The following is a 20,407-nucleotide window of genomic DNA, read 5'->3' as shown; positions in this document are numbered from 1 at the left end:
CCACACCCTCGCCACCACCGGCCACACCCACTTCATCGAAACCAGCCCCCACCCCGTCCTCACCACCCCCATCCAGGACACCCTCGACACCACCAACACCAACGCCACCACCACCCACACCCTCCGCCGCAACCACGGCACCACCACCCAATTCCGCACCGCCCTCACCACCCTCCACACCCACGGCAAAACCCCCGACTGGCACACCCTCTACCCCACCACCCACCACACCCCCCTCCCCACCTACCCCTTCCAACACCACCCCTACTGGCTCAACCCCACACCCGGCGGAAACCTCGACATCGCCGGACACACCCCGACCACCCACCCCGTCCTGACCGTCAGCACCAGCCTCGCCACCACCGGCACCACCCTCTACACCGGCCGGACCGGCACCAGGCAGCACCCGTGGACCGCGCAGCACGCCGTCAACGGCACGGTGCTGGTCCCCGGCACAGCCTTCGTGGACATGGCCCTGCACGCGGCCGCCGACCACGGCCAGGACGTCGAGGAGCTCACGCTCCAGACCCCGCTGGTGCTTCCCGACAACCACCCGGTCGCACTCCAGCTCGCCGTCACCGCGCCGGACCAGGACGACCGCCGCACCCTCACCATCCACTCCCGCCCCACCCACGGCGACCAGGACCAGCCCTGGACCCTGCACGCCACCGGCACACTCGCCCCCGCCGACGACACCGCCGAACCGGTCTCGCTCGACGGCGCCTGGCCGCCCCTGGCGGCCGAGCCTCTGCCGGTGGCCGGACTGTACGAGGCGCTGGTCGACCGCGGCTACGACTACGGCCCGGTCTTCCAGGGCCTGCAGGCCGCCTGGCGGTCCGGTGACCAGCTGTTCGCCGAGGTCGCCCTCCCCGAGGAGACCGACCCCGCCGGCCACGCCGTCCACCCCGCACTGCTCGACGCCGGCCTGCACACCCTGCTCCTCGCCGCCACCGGGCGGGCGGAGGGCGGGTCCGGAGCACCGCAGCTCCCGTTCGCCTGGTCGGGCGTGCGGTCGCACGGCCCCGGCGGCAGGCGGCTCCGGGTGCGGATCTCGCCCGCCCCGGCCGAGGACGGCGCCAACGCGTCGACGCTGGCCGTCACGGATCAGGACGGCCGTCCGGTGGCGACGATCCGCGCGCTGGTGTCGCGGCCGATCGACACGTCGACGGTCCCGGCGCCGCACAACCGCTCGCTGTTCCAGCTGGACTGGACACCGGTGGCGGCGGCGAGCGGACAGGTCGAGGCGCTGGTGGCGGTCGGCCCGGAGGGCTCCCGGCTCGGGTCGCGGACCGGCGCCGTCCTCCACCCCGATCTGACCGCCCTGGCGGCCTCCCTCGACCAGGGGGCCGCACTGCCCGGGACCGTCCTCCTCGACGCCGCCCCGGCCGAGGACGACACCGTGCACACGATGGCCCACCGGGTGCTGGCCGTCGCCCAACAGTGGCTCGCGGAGGAGCGGTTCGCCGGGAGCCGCCTGGTCGTCGTGACCGACGGCGCGGTCTCCACCGCTCCGGACAGCGCTCCGGAGCTGGTCTCCGCGCCCGTCTGGGGTCTGGTGCGCTCGGCGCAGTCGGAGCACCCGGACCGCTTCGCCCTCCTCGACACCGACGGCGGCGAACTGCCCGCGCACATCCCCGACGAGCCCCAACTGGCGCTGCGTGACGGCACGTTCCTCGTTCCCAGGCTCACCCGGGTCACCACCGAACCCGGCGCCGTCACCCTCGACCCCGAAGGCACCGTCCTCATCACCGGCGGCACCGGCACCCTCGGCGCCCTCACCGCCCGCCACCTCCTCACCCAGTACGGCGCACGCCACCTGCTGCTCACCAGCCGCAGCGGCCCCAACGCCACTGGCGCCACCGAACTGGCCGCCGAACTCACCGAGCAGGGCGCCAAGGTGACCATCGCCGCCTGCGACACCGCAGACCGCGACGCCCTCACCGAACTCCTCGCCACCATCCCCACAGAACACCCCCTCACCGCCGTCATCCACACCGCCGGCGTCCTCGACGACGGCACCATCACCGCCCTCACCCCCGACCGCCTCGACACCGTCCTACGCCCCAAAGCCGACACCGCCCACCACCTCCACGAGCTGACCCGCCACCTCGACCTCCAGGCCTTCGTCCTCTACTCCTCCGCCTCCGCGCTGCTCGGCAACGCCGGACAGGCCAACTACGCCGCCGCCAACACCTACCTCGACGCCCTCGCCCAGCACCGGCGCGCCGACGGACTCCCCGCCACCTCCATCGCCTGGGGGCACTGGGCGCAGGCCAGCTCGATGACCGGCCACCTCGGCCAGGCCGAACTGGACCGGATGGCCCGCGGCGGGATGGTGCCGCTCACCGACGAACAAGGGCTGGAGCTCCTGGACGGCGCCCTCCGCGCCGGGCAGCCCCTGATCGCGGCGGCCCGGATCGACACCGCGGCCCTCGGCGCCCTGGCCGGCAACGGCCTGCTGCCACCGCTGCTGCGCGGCCTGGTCCGGACGCCCGCCCGCCGGGCCGCCGCCGGCCCCGACTCGGCGGCGGAGCTGGTGCAGCGGCTGTCCCGGCTGGCGAAGGCCGAACAGGACGCGCTCCTGCTCGACCTGGTGCGCCGGCAGGTCGCCGCCGTCCTCGGGCACGCCGGCCCCGACGACGTCGACACCGCACGGGCGTTCAAGGAGCTCGGCTTCGACTCGCTCACCGCCGTCCAGCTCCGCAACCGGCTCACCGCCGCGACCGGCCTGCGGCTGCCGGCCACCCTGGTCTTCGACTACCCCACGCCGGCCGTCCTGGCGGACGAGCTCTGGACCCGGCTCAGCCCGGAGCCGGTGCCGGCGTCGGTCGCCGTGCTGGCCGAACTGGACCGGCTGGAGGCCGACCTGGCCACGGTGCCGGCCGAGGACGAGGGCCGCGAGCGGATCGCCGCCCGCCTCCAGGAGCTGCTGCGCGCCGTCCGGCGCGACGCCGATCGGGCGGACGACAGCGAGAACAGGCTCGCCGACGCGACGGCGGCCGATCTCTTCGACTTCATCGACAACGACCTCGGCGTCTCCTGATGGCGGGCCGAGAAGGGGGTGTGCTTCCCATGGAGCTGACGAGCCATGAGTGACGAGCAGAAGCTGATCGACTACCTCAAGCGGGTGACGGCCGATCTCCAGCGGACCCGTCAGCGGCTGGACGAGGCGGAGGCGAAGGCCCACGAGCCGATCGCGATCGTGGCGATGAGCTGCCGCTACCCGGGCGGCGTGCGGACACCGGAGGACCTCTGGCAGCTCGTCGCCGACGGTGCCGACGTGATCGGCGGCCTGCCGACCGACCGCGGCTGGGACTTGGACGGGCTGTACGACCCCGACCCGGACAAGACCGGCACCTCCTACGCGCGGGACGGCGGGTTCCTCCACGACGCGTCGGGATTCGACGCCGGGTTCTTCGGGATCAGCCCGCGCGAGGCGCTGGCCATCGACCCGCAGCAGCGGATCCTGCTGGAGATCGCCTGGGAGGCCTTCGAACGGGCCGGGATCGACCCGACCTCACTGCGCGGGAGCCGCACCGGCGTCTTCACCGGCGTCATGTACTCCGACTACGCGGCCCGGCTCATGCCCGACCCGCCGGCCGAGTTCGAGGGCTTCCTCGGCAACGGCAGCGCCCCGAGCGTGGCCTCCGGCCGGGTGTCGTACTCCTTCGGTCTGGAGGGCCCGGCGGTCACCGTCGACACGGCGTGCTCCTCTTCGCTGGTGGCCATGCACCTGGCCGCCCAGGCCCTGCGCAACGGCGACTGCTCGCTCGCGCTGGCCGGTGGCGTGACGGTGATGGCAACGCCGACCCTCTTCGTGGAGTTCAGCCGGCAGCGCGGTCTGGCGCCGGACGGACGGTGCAAGCCGTTCGCCGCGGCGGCCGACGGCACCGGCTGGGGCGAGGGCGCCGGCCTCCTGCTCCTGGAGCGCCTCTCCGACGCCCAGCGCAACGGCCACCCCGTGCTCGCCGTCCTGCGCGGCACCGCCGTCAACCAGGACGGTGCCAGCAACGGTCTCACCGCGCCCAACGGCCCGTCCCAGCAACGCGTCATCCGCGCCGCGCTCGCCAACGCCCGTCTCATGGCGGGTGACGTCGACGCGGTCGAGGCCCACGGCACCGGCACCACCCTCGGCGACCCCATCGAGGCCCAGGCCCTGCTGGCCACCTACGGCCAGGACCGCCCGGCGGAGCGGCCGTTGTACCTCGGCGCCCTCAAGTCGAACATCGGGCACACCCAGGCGGCAGCCGGTGTGGCCGGCGTCATCAAGATGGTCGAGGCGATGCGCCACGGCGTGCTGCCCAAGACGCTCCACATCGACCAGCCCTCCCCGCACGTCGACTGGAGCGAAGGTGCCGTCGAGCTCCTGACGGACCACCAGGACTGGCCCGAGACCGGTCGCCCGCGCCGGGCCGGCGTCTCCTCCTTCGGCATCAGCGGCACCAACGCCCACGTCATCCTCGAACACGCCCCCACGCCTGTCGCCGAGACCGAGCCCGACGCCGACGGCGAACCTGCCGACGGCGTGCTGGCCTGGCCCATCTCGGCCCGGACAGAGGCTGGCGTCCGGGCCCAGGCCGCCAGGCTGCACGCGCACCTCTCCAAACACCCCGACCTGACACCCCGTGAGGTCGGGGCCGCCCTGGCCGGCCGTACTCAGTTCGACCAGCGCGCCGTCCTGATCGGCAGTCGCCGCGAGGACTTCCTTCGCGCGCTGAACGTGGTGATCGACGGCGAAAGCGCGACCAACGTCCTACGGGGGACGGCGGCCGGTTCCGGCAAGCTCGCCTTCCTCCTCTCCGGCCAGGGCTCCCAGCGCGCCGGCGCAGGCCGCGAACTCTACGAAACCCAACCCGTCTTCGCCGAGGCACTCGACCGCGTCCTCGCGCTGCTGGAACCGGGACTTCGGGACATCATGTTCGCCGAACCCGGCACCCCCCAGGCCGAACTCATCAACGACACCCGCCACACCCAGCCCGCCCTCTTCGCCCTCCAGACCGCCCTCTACCGGCTCCTGGAACACCAGGGCATCACCCCCGACTACCTTCTCGGGCACTCCATCGGCGAGGTCACCGCCGCGCACCTCGCCGGCATCCTGAACCTCGAAGACGCCACCACCCTCGTCACCGCACGCGCCCGCCTCATGGCCGACCTCCCCCGCGAAGGCGGCATGGTCGCCGTCCAGGCCACCGAGGAACAGATCCTCCCCCTCCTCAACGACCGCGTCTCCATCGCCGCCATCAACGGCCCCCAATCACTCGTCGTCTCCGGCGACACCGACACCATCGACCTCACGGGATACCGCACCCGTGCTCTCACGGTCAGCCACGCCTTCCACTCCCCCCACATGGACGGCATGCTCGACGACTTCCTCACCATCGCGAGCGGCCTCACCTACCACCCGGCGACAATCCCCGTCGTCTCCAACATCACCGGCGAACTCGCCACCGACGAACTCCGCGACCCCGCCTACTGGGTCCAGCACGTCCGCGGCACCGTCCGCTTCCACCACGGCCTCACCACCCTCCACACCCACAACACCACCACCCACCTCGAACTCGGCCCCACCACCACCCTCACCACCCTCACCGGACCCACCGCCACCCCCACACTCCGACCCAACCGACCCGAAAACCACACCCTCACCACCGCCCACGCCCACCTCCACACCCACGGACACACCACCCCCACCCCCACCCCCACACGACACCAGACAAACCCCACACCCCTCCCCACCTACCCCTTCCAACACCAGACCTACTGGCTCAACCGCACCACCCCGCCCGCGTCCCCGGACACGGCCGAGGACCGCTTCTGGGAAGCCGTGGGGAGCAACGACCTGGCCTCGCTCACCGCCGTACTGGACATGGACGAGGCCCAGCTGAGCGTCCTCCTGCCCGCGCTGTCGGCCTGGCGACAGCAGCGCCACCTCCGCTACCGGGCCGCGTGGCGTCCCGTCCCGGAGCCCGAGGCAGGGCTCGCGGGCACCTGGCTGGTCGTCGTCCCGGCCTCGTCCGAGGGGCAGGAGCCGGTGTCGGCCGTCCTGCGCGCGCTGACCGAGGCCGGGGCCGTGGCGGTGCCGGTCCCGGTGGACGCGGGTGCGAGCGCGGCGGAGGACCTCGGGCTGCTGTTGGCGGACGCCACGGGCGGCGGGCCGGTCGCGGGTGTGCTCGCGCTGACCGCGCTGGCCGACGAGCCGCATCCCAAGCAGCCGTCCGCGACGGCCGGTCTGGTGGTGTCGGCGCAGTTGCCGCTCGCGCTGGAGAGCGCCGGGATCGGGGCGCCGGTCTGGTTCGTGACGCGGGGCGCGGTCTCGACCGGTCCGACGGACGGGCCCTCGGACCCCCGTCAGGCGCAGGTCTGGGGTCTGGGCCAGGTGCTGGCCGGGGAGTTGCGGGGCCGGTGGGGCGGTCTGGTCGACCTGCCGTCCGGTGCGCCGGACGCGGCGCTGCGCGCGCGGCTGGCCGGAGTGCTGGCCGGCGGGGCGGACGAGGCTGCGGTCCGCGCGTCCGGGGTCCTGGGCCGTCGGCTGGCCCGCGTCAAGGGCGGTGGGTCCGAGGCCGCCCGGCCGTGGCGGCCGCGTGGCACGGTGCTGGTCACCGGGGGCACGTCGGGACTGGGCGCGGAGGCGGCCCGCTGGCTGGCCCGTGCCGGTGCCGAGCGGCTGGTGCTGACGACGCCACCCGGTGGTGCGCCGGCCGGTGCCGGCGCGGCGAGCGTGCTGGGCGTTCCGGTGCTGGTGGTCGAGTGCGATCCGGCGGACCGGGAGGCGCTGGCCGCCGTGCTGGCGGCGGCGGACGACGGACCGGCGCTGACGGCGGTGGTGCACGCCCCCGAGGTGGCGCCCTCGGCGTCGGCCGATCCGGAGGAGATCGGTCGTTCGGTCTGCGCCGCGACCAACCTCCACGAGCTGACCGCCGGTCACGAGCTGGACGCGTTCGTGCTGTTCGGGTCCGCGGCCGGCACGCTCGGCGGCGCCGGGCTCGCCAACCGGGCGGCGGTGGACGCGTTCCAGGAGTCGCTGGTGCGGCTGCGCCGGTCGGCCGGGCAGCCGGCCCTGGCCGTGGCCTGGGGTCCGGTGTCGGCGGCCGATCCGCTGACCGGGGCCGGGCTGCGTCCGCTGTCGCCCGGCGCCGCCATGGCGGTGCTGGCGGAGGCCGCGGAGGACGGTCCGGGGACCGTGCTGCTGATGGACGCCTCCTGGGACGGCCCGCTGCCCGGCCCGGCCGCCCGGTCGCGGCACCGGCTGCTGGACGACCTGCGCGAGTCACCCGGGGCCGGAGGCGGGACTGCCGGGTCCGACGGGCCCGACGGGTCCGCGGACGGCCGGAACGGCCTGCGGCTGCGCCTGGCCGAGGCGGCCGGCGAGGAGCGGCAGGACCTCCTGCTCGCGTTCGTGCTCGCGCAGGCGGCCGACGTGCTGGGCCACGGGTCGGCCGACGAGGTCGATCCGGACCTGAGCTTCCTGGAGCTCGGCTTCTCGTCGTTCACCGCGCTGGAGCTGAGCACGAGGCTGGAGGCCGCCGCCGGTCTGTCGGTGCCGCCCGCGGTGATCTACGAGCACCCGTCCCCGCTCGCGCTCGTGCGCAGGCTCTGCGCCGAGCTCGACCGGTGACCCCCCTGCCCGTGACGGGCACCACACACCCGCTGTACCCGACGTGCACGACCTGCACGACCCTTGGAAAGGAATCCCGTTGAGTTCTCCCGTGATCATCGCCGGTGCCGGCCCCGTCGGCCTCCTGCTCGCCCACGAGTTGGGACTGGCCGGTGTCGCCACCGTGGTGCTGGAGCGACGGACCGAGACCGACCTGCGGTCGCCCGGCATGGCGATCAACGGCGCCGTGGTGGAACTGCTCGACCAGCGCGGCCTGCTGGACGGGCTGCGGGCCCTGGCGCTGCCGCTGCCGGCGGCGCACTTCTCCCAGCTCTGGCTGGAGACCTCCGGCCTGGAGGGCCGGCACGAGCAGTCGATGATCCTGCCGCAGTGGCGGATCGAGCAGCACCTGGAGCAGGAGGCGGTCCGGGTGGGCGCCGAGGTGCGGCGGGGCGTCGAGGTGGTCGCGCTGACCCAGGACGCGGACGGCGTGGCGGTGACCGTCCGCTCGGCGGAGGGCGAGTCCACGCTGAACGGATCGTTCGTGGTCGGCTGCGACGGCGCGCAGAGCACCGTCCGCGAGCTGGCCGGGATCGGCTTCCCGGGGCGGGAGTCGGCGTTCTACGGCATCATCGGGGACATCGAGGCCGACTTCGCCGATCTGCTCCCCGAGCAGTTCGGGGCCCACTACTCCCCGCTGGGGGGCACGTACGCGGGCACGCCGGTGGGGCCCGACATCTGGCGGATCAACACGGCCGAGTTCGGCGTCGCGCCCGCGGACCCGCAGGCGCCGGTGACGATGGCGGAACTCAACGAGCGCGTGCTGCGGCTGACCGGCACCGAGTTCAAGTCCGCCCGGCCGCTCTGGCTGACCCGCACGGGCAACCCGACCGGCCACGCGGAGCGCTACCGGTCCGGACGGGTGTTCCTCGCGGGTGACGCCGCGCACGTCTTCTTCCCGTTCAACGGGCAGCGGTTGAGCACCGGCTTCCAGGACGTGCTGAACCTCGGCTGGAAGCTGGCGGCGGAGCTGGCCGGCCGGGCGCCGGAAGGACTGCTCGACACCTACCACGACGAGCGGCATCCGGTGGGCGAGCGGGTCCTGATGAACATTCAGGCACAGGAGGTCCTGGCCGGTTCCCTCGGTTCCGCCGGACCTTTGCGGGATCTCTTCGGAGATTTGATCCGCATCGACGCCGTGAACCGGTACCTTCTTGAGATGGTGATGGGCCTCGGCATCGCGTATCCGATGCCGGGCGGCAACCTCGCGCCGGGGGCGGCGGACGGGTTGCTGGGCCGACGGCTGCCCCATGTCCCGCTGGTCACCGACGGCGGGGAGTCCAGCGTGCCGCGGCTGCTCCGCGGCGGGCGCGCTGTGCTGCTCGACCTCTCCGGTGGCTCCCTGTCGCCGGGCGACCTCTCGGGGTGGTCCGGCGCGCTGGACGTCGTCGTGGCCGAGCCGACCGAGGCCCTTCCGGTCGTGGCGGTGCTGCTGCGCCCCGACGGCCACGTGGCCTGGGTCGCCGAGTCCGGCGACCCGGCGGGGAGCAGCGGGCTCGGGGCGGCACTGAGGACCTGGCTCGGCGACCCGGTGAAGTGATTCCACCGGGTCCCGGCCCGCACCTTCCGTAACAGCACACCACAGGAATGAGCACATGAACCTTCCGCAGCTTCCGCTGTCCGCCCTGGACATCCTTCCGGTCGAGGTGGGCTCCGAGCCGGCCGCCATCCTCAAGGCCACCTGCGACCTCGCCGCCCACGTGGAGTCGCTCGGCTTCACCCGGTACTGGGTGGCCGAGCACCACAACACCCCGAACATCGCCAGCTCCGCCCCGCCGGTGATCATCGCCGCGCTGGGTGCGGCGACGAGCTCGATACGCGTGGGCTCGGGCGGCATGATGCTGCCGAACCACGCGCCGCTGGTGGTGGCCGAGCAGTTCGGCACGCTCAACGCGCTGTACCCGGGCCGGGTGGACCTCGGGGTGGGCCGCTCCACGCCGACCGACGCCCGGATCGCGCGCGCCCTGCGGTTCGACGCGCGCAACCCCGCGGCGCACGACTTCAACGGCCAACTGGCCGATCTGATCGGCTTCCTGCGCAACGACTTCCCGGCGGACCACCCGCTCCACGGGGTGTCGGCGGTGCCGGTCTACACCGAGCAGCCGTCGCTGTGGCTGCTGGGTTCCAGTGACAACGGCGCCCGGCTGGCGGCCGAGCTCGGCCTGCCGTTCGCGTTCGCGCACCACTTCAACCCGCGCGGGTCGGCTTCGGCGCTGCGGCTGTACAAGGAGCTGTTCCGGCCTTCGGAGTTCCTGTCCCGGCCGTACTCGATCGTCGCCGTCTCGGTGGTGTGCGCGGAAACCGACGAGCGGGCCCGCTGGCTGGCCGCGCCGGCCGGGCTGGCGCTGCTGCGGTCGGCCACGGCGAAGCCCGAGCCGTTCCCGACGCCCGAGGAGGCCGCCGCCCACGCGTGGACGCCGGACCAGCAGGCGTTCCTGAACCAGTTCCTCGGCGGGCAGGCGGTGGGCGGTCCGGACCGGGTCCGGGAGCGCCTGTCGACCGTCCTGGAGGAGTCCGGGGCCGACGAGCTGATGGCGGTCACGATGGTGGCGGACATCAAGGAGCGGACCGACTCGATGAACCGGCTGCGCGGGCTGTTCGGCGACGCCGAGCTGCCGAAGGGCCCGGCGTTCTGATCCACGGCACACGAGAGCGGCCCCGCGGTTCGAACCGCGGGGCCGCTTCGTCGTTCCGGGGCGGGGCCGGCCGGTCCTGGCCGGCCCCGGCCCGGCTCAGGCGAGGGTGACGCGCACCGGGAGGGACTCCAGGCCGCGCATCACGATGCTCTGGCGCCAGGTCAGCTCGCTCTCGTCGACGGCGAGTTCGAGGCTCGCGGTGCGGTCGAGCAGGCCGCCGATGGCCAGTTGGCCCTCCATGCGGGCGAGCGGGGCGCCCAGGCAGAAGTGGATGCCGTGTCCGAAGGCCAGGTGGCGGGAGTCGCCGGCGCGGGTGATGTCCAGCGTGTCGGCGTCCTCGAAGGCGTCCCCGTCCCGGTTCGCGGAACCGAGCACGATGCTGACGAAGCCGCCCTTGGGCACCGTGACGCCGCCGATCTCCATGTCCTCCAGCGCCCAGCGCGGGGTGGCCCGCTCCAGCGGGGCGTCGTAGCGCAGGAATTCCTCGACGGCGCCGGGCAGCAGCTCGGGCTTCTCGCGCAGCAGCGCGAGCTGGTCCGGGTGGCGCAGCAGGGCCAGGGTGCCGTTGGCGATCAGGTTGACGGTGGTGTCGTGCCCGGCGATCACCATGAGGATGGCGGTGCCGACCAGTTCGGCGTCGGAGAGCCGGTCCTCCTCGTTGGCCCGCACCAGGTCGCTGAAGAGGTCGTCGCTCGGGTTCTCGCGCTTGGCCTGGATCAGGTCGGTGAGGTAGCCGGTGAGTTCGGCGAGGCCCTCGGTCTGGCCGGGGGTGCCGAGGGGCAGCAGGATGGTCCGCGACCAGGCCCGGAAGCGGTCGCGGTCGACGGCGGGCACGCCGAGCAGCTCGGAGATGACGGTCATCGGCAGCGGGAAGGCGAAGTCGGTGAGCAGGTCGACGACTTCGGTGCCGGCGGCGACCTTGGCGACCAGGGCGTCGAGCAGGCCGTCGGTGATCTCCTGGACCCGGCCGCGCATCTGCTCCACCCGTCGGGCGGTGAACTCGCGGGAGACCAGGCGGCGCAGGCGGGTGTGCTCGGGCGGGTCGCTGGCCAGCATGTGGTTGGCGAGGTTGGGCGCGCCGGGCTTGGGCAGCGGGGCGCCGCTGGCGACCATCGCGGCCACGCCGTGCTTGGCGTCCTTGGCGAGGCGGGGGTCGGCGAGCGCCTCGTGGGCGTCCTCGTAGCGGGTGACGAGGTACATCTCCAGGCCGTTGGGCTGTTTGACGTGCGCCACCGGGCACTGTCGGCGCAGCTCCTCGTAGCCCTGGTAGGGATCGGTGGCGGTGTCCTTGACGTCGGTGCGGGCGGGCTGGTCGGCCATGGGGCGGGTTCTCCTGGGTGTCGGTCGTGGGGTGGGTCGGCGAGGTGGGTCGGTGCGGTCCGCGGTGGGGTCCGCGGCGCGGTCACGGAGTGGCCGGGGCGATGGCGGGCAGGGCCCGCAGCAGCTCCGCGGTGTAGGTGTGCCGGGGGTTGGTGAACACGTCGGTCACCGGTCCGGCCTCGACCACCCGGCCCCCGCGCATGACCACGACGTCGTCGCTGACGTGGTGGATGACGCCGAGGTCGTGGGAGACGAAGACCAGGGCGACGCCGGTGGCGGCCTGGATGTCGGCGAACAGGTCGAGCACCTGGGCCTGGATGGAGACGTCGAGGGCGGAGACCGGTTCGTCGCAGACGATGACGTCGGGCCCGGGGGCCAGGGCGCGGGCGATGGCGATGCGCTGGCGCTGGCCGCCGGAGAGCTCGTGCGGGTGCCGGCCGAGGTGTTCGGGGCCGAGTCCGACCTGCCGGAGCAGGGCGGTGATCCGTTCCCGGTGCGCACGGGCGGCCCGGCGTCCGGGGGCGCCGAGGCCTTCGCCGACGATGCGTTCGACGGTGTACCGCGGGTCGAAGGAGCTCAGCGGGTCCTGCTGGACGAGTTGGACCCGTCGGCGCAGCGGGCGCCGTTCGGACTCGGGGCGGTTGGACCAGGGCCGGCCGAGCAGCCGGACTTCTCCGTGGTCGGGTTCCAGCAGCCCGAGCAGCATGAGCGCGGTGGTGGACTTGCCGGAGCCGGACTCGCCGACGATGCCCAGGGTGCGGCCGGCCCGGACGGTGAACGACACGTCGTCGACGGCGGTGCGCCGGGTGCCGTCCGGGCCGCGGAAGGCCTTGGCCAGCGAGACGGCCTCGACGACGGGTGCGCCGTCCGGGCGGGGCTCGGCGGCGGGCGGCGGGGTGGCGGCAGGCGGGCCGGGGGCGAGCCTGCGCCCCTTGGACTGCGCGGTGGGCACCGCGGCGAGCAGCTCACGGGTGTAGGGGTGGGCCGGGGCGCGGAGCACCTGGTCGGCGGGGCCCTGTTCGACGACGACGCCCCGGCGCATGACGGCGATGCGGTCGGCCAGCCGGGCCACCACCGCCAGGTCGTGGCTGATCAGCAGGACGGCGGTGCCGGTGGCCTTGGTCTCGGCGAGCAGGTCGAGGATCTGGGCCGCCACGCCGACGTCGAGGGCCGTGGTCGGTTCGTCGGCGATCAGGACGGCGGGTTCGGCGGCCAGCGCGGAAGCGATCAGCGCACGTTGGCGCAGCCCGCCGGAGAGCTGGTGGGGGTACTGGCGGGCGCGCAGTCCGGGTTCGGGCACGTGGACCCTGGCCAGCAGTTCGACGCTGCGGGCCGGCCGCTCGGCGGGCGGCAGCAGCCGGTGGTTGCCGAGCGCTTCGGCGACCTCCCGGCCGACCGGGCGCAGCGGGTCGAGGGCGGCCAGGGCGTCCTGGAGGACCAGGCCGATCCGGCGGCCGCGGATGCGCCGCCACTCGCGTTCGGTCAGTGCGGTGAGGTCCTGCCCGTCGAGTTCGAGCCGGTCGGCGCGGATCCGGGCGCCCGGTCCGGCGAGGCCGACCAGGGTGCGGGCGGTGACGCTCTTGCCGGAGCCGGACTCGCCGACGACGGCGAGGCATTCGCCCGGGTGCAGGGTGAGGTCGACGCCCCGCACGGCGGCGGTCCGGTCCCGGGGGCCGCCGAAGTCGACGGTGAGTCCTCGGACGGTGAGCAGCGGACGGTTCGGCTCAGCGGCTGCCACCGGGCAGTCTCCCCTCGAATCGGCGTTGCAGGTCCCGGCCGACCACGTTGACGGCGAGCACGGTCAGGGTCAGCGCGGCTCCGGGGAAGACGGCGAGCGGCCAGGTGGTGCCGAGGAAGTCCTTGCTCTGCGCGAGCATCGCGCCCCATTCGGGGTCCGACGGCTGGGGCCCGAGTCCGAGGAAGCTCAGCGAGGCGCCGGAGAGGATGGCGGTGCCGATGTTGACGGTGGCCAGTACCAGCAGCGGCGGCAGGGCGTTGGGCAGGACGTGGCGCAGGTGCACGGCGAGGTGCCGTTGGCCGCAGACGACGGCCGCCCGCACGTAGTCCGCCTCGCGCACCACGAGGGCCTGGCTGCGGACGAGTCGGGTGAAGCCGGGGACGAAGGCGCAGCCGATCGCGAGGGTGGCGTGGGCGGTGCCGCGGCCGAGCACGGTGACGACGAGCAGCGCGAGCAGGATGCCGGGGAAGGCGAAGAGCACGTCGGTGATCCGCATGACGATGCCGTCGACGACGCGTCCGCCGACCAGGCCGAGCAGGGCGAGTGCCGAGCCTCCGGCCAGGGCGAGGGCGGTGACGCCGAGTCCGGTGAGCAGGGAGGGGCGGGCGCCGGCCACGACCCGGCTGTAGATGTCGCGGCCGAGCTGGTCGGTGCCGAACCAGTGCGCGCCGCCGGGGCCCTGGAGGGCGTCCACCGGGTTCACCGCGTCGGGTGCCTGGTGTTCGAGGAGTCCGGGCCACAGGGCGGCGAGGGCGATCAGAGCGAGGAGCGGCAGGACCGCCCACGCCGCGGGCCCGAGCGGGCGGGCGGTGCGGCGGGTCACGGCCTGGCCTCGCGCAGCCGGGGGTCGATGAGCTGGTAGAGGCCGTCCACCAGCAGGTTGACCAGGGTGAACAGGGCGCCGGAGACGATCACCACGCCGGTCACCACGGGGAAGTCGCGGCTCTCGACGGCGGTGGCGAGGGTGCGGCCGAGGCCGGGCCGGCTGAACACCGTCTCGATCACCACGGCGCCGCCGAGCAGCGCGCCGATCACCCAGCCGGCCAGGGTGGTCACCGAGACCAGCGCGTGCCGGAACGCGTGACGCACGCGCAGGGCGGTCTCACCGGTGCCGCGGGCGCGGGCGCTCAGCGCGAAGGGCTGTTCCAGGGCCCGGGTCAGCCCGTCGCGGATGACCTGGGCGAGCACTCCCACCATGCCGAGGGCCAGCGTGAGGGCCGGCAGGACCAGGGCCGCCGGGCTGCCGTCCCCGGCCGCGGGGAAGAGGTGCAGTTGGAAGGAGAAGGCGGTGAGCAGCAGGATGCCGATCCAGAAGCTCGGCAGCGAGGTGAGCAGGAGTTCGACCGTGGCGGAGATCCGCCGCCAGACCGGGCGGCGCCCGGCGGTGGCGATCCCGAGCAGGGCGGCGGCGAGGAAGGCGACGGTGAATCCGGCCAGCGCCAGCTCGACGGTGGACGGCAGCTGGTCGCCGATCAGGCGGCCGACCGGCTGGTGCAGCTGGTAGGAGTCGCCGAGGCTGCCGCGGGCCAGCCGGCCGAGGAAGAGCGCGTACTGGGTCACCAGCGGGCGGTCCAGGCCGAGTTCGTGCCGGGTCCGCTCGACCGCGTCGTCGCTGGGCGGGACGGCGCCGCCCAGGGCCACCCGGGCGGGGTCGCCCGGGATCAGGTGCAGCGCGAGGAAGGCCGCGCTGGCGGCGCCGAGCACCACCAGCACGCCCAGCAGCAGGCGCCGCACCAGCCACCGGGTGAGGCTCATTTCGCCGCCAGCCAGGCGTCGTAGAGGCTCGGGGTGGCGGAGCGGTCGAGGTTCAGCTCGTGCACGCGGGAGGTGGTGGCGAGGAGTTCCGCCGGGACGTACAGCGGGATGACGAGGGCGTGCTGGACGAGGTACTGCTGCGCCTGCTGGTAGTCGTGCTTGCGTTCGCCGGCGTCGGTGGCGGCGGCCGCGCCGTTCAGCCAGCCGTCGAGCTGCGGGTCGGCCAGGTGGAGGGTGTTGCCGCCGCCGTGGTCCGGGGTCTGGTCCGAGGCGAGCAGGTAGCGCAGGATGTCGGGGCTGTCGCGGCGGTAGCTGTCGGCGAGCAGGTCGAGGTTGCTGCCGAGCACGTCGTTGACGTAGGCGCCGACGTCCTCGGTGGTGTACTGGACGTCGATGCCGACCTCCTTGGCCTCGGCCTGGACGCCCTGGAACAGGATGTCGTCCCGGGAGCTGACCAGGCGCTTGGCGACCGGGAAGTGCAGGGTCAGCCGGGTGCCGCCGCGGGTGCGGTAGCCGGCCGCGTCGCGCTCGGTCCAGCCGGCCTCGTCCAGCAGGCGTCCGGCGGCCTGCTTGTCGTAGCCCCAGGTGCCGGACGTGGTGGGGTCGTAGTCGGCGGTGGCGGGCGACAGCAGGCTCCAGGCGCGCTGGAACTGGCCGGTGCCGGCGGTCTTGACGAGCTGTTCCACGTCGATGCTCTTGAGCAGCGCCGAGCGGACCTTCTCGTCGTTCAGCGGGGCCCGGTTGGCGTTGAGGAAGAGCGAGTCGACGACGCCGGGCACGTCCTTGTGCTGCACCTGGACGGAGCCGACCGCCTGGAGGGTCTTGACGTTGGCCGTGGGCACGTCGGTGATCGCGTCGACCTGTCCGCTGGTGAGCGCGCCGACCCGGACGGCGTCCTCGGTGAGGAACTTGAAGGTGACGCCGTCGACCCGGGCGGGGCCGGTGTGGGTCGCGGTGCCGGGGCCCCACGCGTAGGCGTCGTTGCGCTTGAGCTCGACGCTGGTGGTCTTGGTCCAGTTGGCGAGCGAGAAGGGCCCGGACCCGACGGGCTGGTCGCACAGCGCCTTGGTGTTCTGGGTGAGCGACTTCTGCGACTGGATGCCGAGGTAGGGGGTGCTGAGTGCCTGGAGCAGCGCGCCGTACGGCTTGTTCAGCCGCACCTGGACCGTGCTGTCGTCGACGGCGTCGGCCCCGGCGTAGGGGCCGAGCAGGCCGGCCGCGTACTCGGACTTCGTCGCCGGGTCGACCGCGTGGTCCAGGGTGGCCTTGACGGCGGCGGCCGTCAGCGGGGTGCCGTCCTGGAAGGTCACCCCGGAGCGCAGCACGAACGTGTAGGTCCGTCCGTCCGGGGAGACCGTCCAGCGCTGGGCCAGCCACGGCTGGTAGGTGCCGTCGGGGGCGGCGCTGACCAGCGAGTCGAAGAGCGCCCGGTCGATCATGCCGGCCGCGCTGGTCGCACTGACCTGCGGGTCCAGGCAGTTGAGCGCACGTGCGGTGCCGATGGTCAGCGTCCCCCCGGTGACCGGGGTCGCGCTCGCGCCCGCGCCGCCGCCCGGGCCGCCGCACGCCGCGGCCAGCAGCGCGCAGGCCGCCAGGGCCGCCGTCGTTCCGGGTCCCGGTACCGCGCCCGTCGCACCCGACCGTCCAAACCTCATTGTGCCCGCCGTCCCAGCGTCGTCGCCCTGCAGTGGAGTTGTGGAGTTACTTGGGGCTCTTGGTGTTGATGTTGCACAGATCGAGCTGGGCCGAGGCCTGCCACAGGTACGGTGCCTTCGTCGCAGCCTCGACCCGGTACTGCCAGTCGCCGATCCAGTGCTTGTCGTTGCCCGACACCCAGGTCGCGGGCAGGTGCGCCCAGGTCTTGTTGACCAGGAGGTCGGTGACATCGAGCAGCCCGGTGGTGCGGAAGACGGCGCCGTCGATCGTCAGCGTCTGGTCCTCGTACCCGAGGATGTGGCCGTCGTCCCGCTTGCTGACCAGGGTGATCCGGCCGTCGGAGTTGCCGACGTGGTTGCCCTGCTCGTCGAGGAGTTCGTCGTGGTAGATGGTGTCGGTCCCGACCTGCGGTCCGGTGCCCGGCGGGATGACCACCTTCTGCCAGAGCAGGACGTTGGTGAGGTTCCCGATGTGCTTGCACGTGGCGGTGGGAACGGATCCCGCGGACTGGTCCGGTCCGCGGTCCGCTGCCGCAGTGCCTGACGAGGCGACCAGGCCGGTACCGAGTACGAGCGCGGTCACCGAGGAGAGGGTCGCGAGCTTCCGGGGGATTCGGCGCATGTGGATTTCCTGCTTTCGCCGGAGTTGCGGGGTGGTTGTCCGACCCAACAGTGCTGACCGGCACTAAATCGCCTCTAAAGCCCGGCTGCGCCGAAAATTGTCTGCACATGTTCAAGGCTGGGTCGCGGAAATTCCGCGACCCCGCGCCGTGTTAACTGCCTGCGACGGTTTGCCGGACAAGCCAGAAGTCACCGGATCCTTGAGTGATAGTCATACAAGTGCCGGAGGCGCCCCGTAGGCCCGAGCCAGGAGGACGATCCACCATGGTCGACGTTCACGAGCGGTACCTGCAGCACCCCGTCTCCCGCCCCGAGCGGGAGCTGCTGTTCACCGCCCTCGACGCCCTCCGCGAAGGCCGGGGCGGTGCGATCGAGCTGATCGGCGGACCGGGGAGCGGCAAGAGCACCCTCCTGGGCGAACTGACCAGACGGGCCGCCCGCCTCGGCATAAGAAGACTGGGCGGGCGCAGCACCGAGGGTGACCGCGGACTGCCCCTGCCCGCCCTCGAACGGGCCCTGACCCACGTCGGGGACGGGCTGCTCCTGATCCTCGACGACGTGCACTGGGCCGACCGCAAGACCATGGCGGCGATCGGCGAACTGATCCACTGGCAGCTCGACCGGCCGCTGCTGCTGGTCCTCGCCCACCGCCCCGGCCAGGCCCCGCCGGACCTGCGCGGCATACTGGCCTACGGCCTGCGGATCGGCACCCTCCAACGGATCAGGATCGGCCCGCTCACGCTCGCCCAGTCCGCGCAGCTGCTCGGCCTGCCCGCGGACCACCCGTCGCTGCCGGACCTGCACCGGGAGGCCGAGGGCAACCCGCTCTACCTCCAGGCCCTCGGGGCGGCCGCGGGGACGGCCGCCCACGCCGACGCCACCGCACCGGTCCCCGAAGCCCTCGCCGACCTGCTGCTCGGCGAGATCGCCGGGCTGGACGCCGAGGAGGCGTCCGTCCTCAACGCCGCGGCCGTCCTCGGCGGCGAGGTCACCGTCGCCGCCCTGGCCGAGGTCGCCGAACTCAGCCAGACCTCCGCCTGCGCCGTCACCGCCCGGCTGGTCGGCCGCGACCTCCTGCGCCGCAGCGGTCCGCACACCTACCGCTTCCGCCACCCCGTCCTCCAGCGGACGATCTATCAGTCCCTGGACGCCTGCTGGTCCTTCGGCGCCCACCGGCGGGCGCTCACCGTGCTCACCGCCGGCGGGGCGAGCCCGACCGAACGCGCCCGGCACATCGAGGTCGCCATCGCCTCCTCCGACGCCAAGGACATCCGCACCCTGGTGCAGGCCGCGGAGGAGCACCTGTGGTCCGAGCCGGCCCGCGCCGGCCACTGGCTCTCCACCGCGCTGTGCCGGCTGTCCCACTCGGCCCACCTCGTCTCCATCGAGCGCCTGGGGCACGCGGGACGGCCCGACGGGGACCTGGCGCGCGCCCGCGACCTGCTGGGCGCGATCATCCGGGCCACGTCCGACACCCGGCTGCGCGCCCTGGCGGTGCGGCTCTGCGCCCAGGCCGAGAGCTACCTGGGCCGTCCCACCGAGGCGTCGGCGCTGCTCAGCACGAGCATCGCCGAGCTCTCCGGGCCCGACCCGGCCCGCGCCGACCAGGGGCCCGCCGAGCTCGCCCAGCTGATCGCGGCCCGGGCCGCCCTGGAGGCGCTGGAAGGCGGCATGCCCGCCGCCGAGGAGATCGAACTCGCGCTGCGCATCGAGCGCCGCCACCCCGACGAACTCCTGCGCGTGGGCCTGCTGGCGCTGCGCGGACTCTGCGCGGCCCTCACACCGGACGGGGAGCTCGGTCGCGCGGCGATCTCCGCCGGCGCCGCCTCCGTCGACACCCTCTCCGACCTCGAACTGCTCTCCAACCCCGAGTACCTGGCGCTCCTCGGGTGGGCCGAGATCCTGCTCGGCCGCTTCCACGACGCCCTGCGCCACCTGTGCCGGGGCGTGACCGTCACCATCAGGTCCGGCCGGACCCGCACCCTGACCCCGCTGCTCAACGCGCTCTGCTACCTGGGCCTGTACCTCGGGCCCGCCGTCGAGGCCGACCCGACCGCCCGCGAGGCCCTGCAACTGGCCGAGCAGCTGGACTTCGCCGAGGTCCGGGGCATGATCCTCGCCCTCAGGTCCGCGACCGCCAGCTGGGGCAGCACCGAGCGCAACGACCGGGCCGTCTGGCTCGCCGAACAGGCCGTGGTGGCGCTGCAGCCGGGGGACGCCTGGGCCGTCAGCGCCACGCTCTGCCTGGCCCGGGCCGTCGCCGTCAACGGCGACTTCCAGCGGTGCACCCTGCTGATCACCAACCTGGGCAAGGGCCCCCGGCTGCCCGCGCTGCCGTCCATCCTGCGCCCGCTGTGCTACGAGATGCTGACCGCCGCCGCGGTGGCGACGGCCGACCCCGCCGCCACGACCTGGGCCGAGCGGGCCACCGCGGCCGCCGCGGCGCTGCCGGACCAGCCCATGCAGCACGGCTACGCGACCGCGGCCCGCGCCCACGTACTGGCCGAGCGCGACCCGGCCGCGGCGGCCGAGCTGTACCGCAGCGCGGCCCTGCTGTTCGGCGGCGTCGGCATGACCGCCGTCCAGGCCTGGACGCTGCTGCTCGGCTCCGCGCCCGCCGCGGCGACCGGGGCCCACCAGGACGCGGCCGCCATGCTCGTCATGGCCAAGGACCTCGCCCGGCGCTGCGGCGCCTCCCGGGTGTACGTCGCCGCGCAGCTGCGCGAGCAGGCCCCGGCACCGGCCGCCGCCGACGCCGACGACCCGCTGACCGTCCTCACCGGCCGCGAGTACGAGGTCGCCGCCCTGGTCGGCGTCGGCAAGAAGACCCGCGAGATCGCCCGGGAGCTGAACCTCAGCCCGCGCACCGTCGACGTCCATCTGAGCCGCATCTTCCGGAAGTTGGCCGTCGGCAACCGCGCCGCGCTGGCCCGGCTGATGACCCTCGCCGAGACCGCCGGACGAGCGAGCTGACACCGCCCCGGCGGCCGGGGCCCTTCCGCACCCGGACGGGCCCCGAAGCAGGACC

At 73.8% G+C, this 20,407-nt stretch carries 11 protein-coding genes; 5 read left to right on the top strand and 6 right to left on the bottom strand.

Annotation, left to right across the window (positions count from 1 at the left end):
- The 4 genes from ACFXDE_RS21850 to ACFXDE_RS21835 form a co-directional block, all read left to right on the top strand.
- A partial coding sequence (locus tag ACFXDE_RS21850; protein WP_380496524.1) for a type I polyketide synthase occupies positions 1-3,043 on the top strand: 3,043 nt, incomplete at its 5' end.
- 45 nt (positions 3,044-3,088) lie between these two features.
- Positions 3,089-7,615 (top strand): type I polyketide synthase, encoded by a 4,527-nt coding sequence (locus tag ACFXDE_RS21845; RefSeq protein ID WP_380496523.1) that lies wholly within the window; start codon positions 3,089-3,091, stop codon positions 7,613-7,615.
- A gap of 79 nt (positions 7,616-7,694) precedes the next feature.
- Positions 7,695-9,194 carry an FAD-dependent monooxygenase gene (locus tag ACFXDE_RS21840; protein ID WP_380496522.1) on the top strand — a complete coding sequence of 500 codons (1,500 nt, stop codon included), beginning with the start codon at positions 7,695-7,697 and terminating at the stop codon, positions 9,192-9,194.
- A 55-nt stretch (positions 9,195-9,249) separates the two neighbouring features.
- The gene (locus ACFXDE_RS21835; RefSeq protein ID WP_380496521.1) at positions 9,250-10,290 is read left to right on the top strand and encodes an LLM class flavin-dependent oxidoreductase; all 1,041 of its coding nucleotides are present in this window, start codon (positions 9,250-9,252) and stop codon (positions 10,288-10,290) included.
- 96 nt (positions 10,291-10,386) lie between these two features.
- Here the strand turns inward: ACFXDE_RS21835 and ACFXDE_RS21830 are convergent, their stop codons facing one another.
- From ACFXDE_RS21830 to ACFXDE_RS21805, 6 genes are all read right to left on the bottom strand, one after another.
- Positions 10,387-11,610: a cytochrome P450 gene (locus ACFXDE_RS21830; protein WP_380496520.1), complete on the bottom strand. Its 1,224-nt coding sequence runs from the start codon at positions 11,608-11,610 to the stop codon at positions 10,387-10,389.
- Positions 11,611-11,692: 82 nt separating this feature from the next.
- The gene (locus ACFXDE_RS21825; RefSeq protein ID WP_380496519.1) at positions 11,693-13,348 is read right to left on the bottom strand and encodes a dipeptide ABC transporter ATP-binding protein; all 1,656 of its coding nucleotides are present in this window, start codon (positions 13,346-13,348) and stop codon (positions 11,693-11,695) included.
- Positions 13,335-14,171, bottom strand: coding sequence for an ABC transporter permease (locus ACFXDE_RS21820; protein ID WP_380496518.1), 837 nt, complete (start codon positions 14,169-14,171; stop codon positions 13,335-13,337). The genes ACFXDE_RS21825 and ACFXDE_RS21820 overlap by 14 nt, the downstream gene beginning before the upstream one ends.
- Positions 14,168-15,103, bottom strand: coding sequence for an ABC transporter permease (locus ACFXDE_RS21815; protein WP_380496517.1), 936 nt, complete (start codon positions 15,101-15,103; stop codon positions 14,168-14,170). Before ACFXDE_RS21815 ends, ACFXDE_RS21820 begins: the two co-directional genes overlap by 4 nt.
- Positions 15,100-16,758 (bottom strand): ABC transporter substrate-binding protein, encoded by a 1,659-nt coding sequence (locus ACFXDE_RS21810; protein WP_380496516.1) that lies wholly within the window; start codon positions 16,756-16,758, stop codon positions 15,100-15,102. Before ACFXDE_RS21810 ends, ACFXDE_RS21815 begins: the two co-directional genes overlap by 4 nt.
- Before the next feature lie 46 nt (positions 16,759-16,804).
- Positions 16,805-17,380, bottom strand: a complete 576-nt coding sequence (locus ACFXDE_RS21805; protein ID WP_380496515.1) for a hypothetical protein — start codon at positions 17,378-17,380, stop codon at positions 16,805-16,807.
- A gap of 263 nt (positions 17,381-17,643) precedes the next feature.
- Between ACFXDE_RS21805 and ACFXDE_RS21800 the strand changes: the two genes are divergently transcribed.
- Positions 17,644-20,352: a LuxR C-terminal-related transcriptional regulator gene (locus ACFXDE_RS21800; RefSeq protein ID WP_380496514.1), complete on the top strand. Its 2,709-nt coding sequence runs from the start codon at positions 17,644-17,646 to the stop codon at positions 20,350-20,352.
- Positions 20,353-20,407 lie beyond the last annotated feature (55 nt).

It is taken from the genome of Kitasatospora sp. NPDC059408 (assembly GCF_042751525.1).
Lineage (GTDB): Bacteria > Actinomycetota > Actinomycetes > Streptomycetales > Streptomycetaceae > Kitasatospora.
The sequence above is the reverse complement of the archived record's forward strand: the minus strand, read 5'-3'. Positions and strand labels throughout refer to the sequence as shown.

Coding starts and splice junctions, on each gene's coding strand:
- ACFXDE_RS21845 (WP_380496523.1), top strand. CDS start 3,089: ATGAGTGACGAGCAGAAGCTGATCGACTACCTCAAGCGGGTGACGGCC.
- ACFXDE_RS21835 (WP_380496521.1), top strand. CDS start 9,250: ATGAACCTTCCGCAGCTTCCGCTGTCCGCCCTGGACATCCTTCCGGTC.
- ACFXDE_RS21830 (WP_380496520.1), bottom strand. CDS start 11,610: ATGGCCGACCAGCCCGCCCGCACCGACGTCAAGGACACCGCCACCGAT.
- ACFXDE_RS21815 (WP_380496517.1), bottom strand. CDS start 15,103: ATGAGCCTCACCCGGTGGCTGGTGCGGCGCCTGCTGCTGGGCGTGCTG.
- ACFXDE_RS21810 (WP_380496516.1), bottom strand. CDS start 16,758: ATGAGGTTTGGACGGTCGGGTGCGACGGGCGCGGTACCGGGACCCGGA.
- ACFXDE_RS21805 (WP_380496515.1), bottom strand. CDS start 17,380: ATGCGCCGAATCCCCCGGAAGCTCGCGACCCTCTCCTCGGTGACCGCG.
- ACFXDE_RS21800 (WP_380496514.1), top strand. CDS start 17,644: ATGGTCGACGTTCACGAGCGGTACCTGCAGCACCCCGTCTCCCGCCCC.